Annotated in this window: 1 protein-coding gene; it reads left to right on the top strand. The window is 45.0% G+C overall.

Going from position 1 to position 260, the window contains the following annotated elements; genetic code table 11:
• A partial coding sequence (locus MN204_RS20930; protein WP_249872975.1) for a hypothetical protein occupies window positions 1–216 on the top strand: 216 nt, incomplete at its 5' end.
• Between the last annotated feature and the right edge of the window lie 44 nt (window positions 217–260).

Consider the following 260-nt stretch of genomic DNA (forward strand, 5'->3'; position numbering starts at 1 on the left):
GCTCTCATGTTCAAGCTGGAAAATACATCGCCTTATCCCATCGGTGGGGCACTCTCTCAAACGAAGAGAAAAAAAAGTTCTGTACATCCAAAGACAACATCAAACAACGAATGGAAGGATTCAGTCTATCTGATCTGCCAAGGACTTTCCAGGATGCTGTCGAAGCGACCCGCCAACTTCACATTCCGTATTTGTGGATCGATTCTCTCTGTATAATCCAACTTGGGGACAACAACGAAGACTGGCAATGCGAATTGCAT

This window comes from Oceanobacillus saliphilus (assembly GCF_023522835.1).
GTDB classification, from domain to species: Bacteria; Bacillota; Bacilli; order Bacillales; family Amphibacillaceae; genus Oceanobacillus; species Oceanobacillus saliphilus.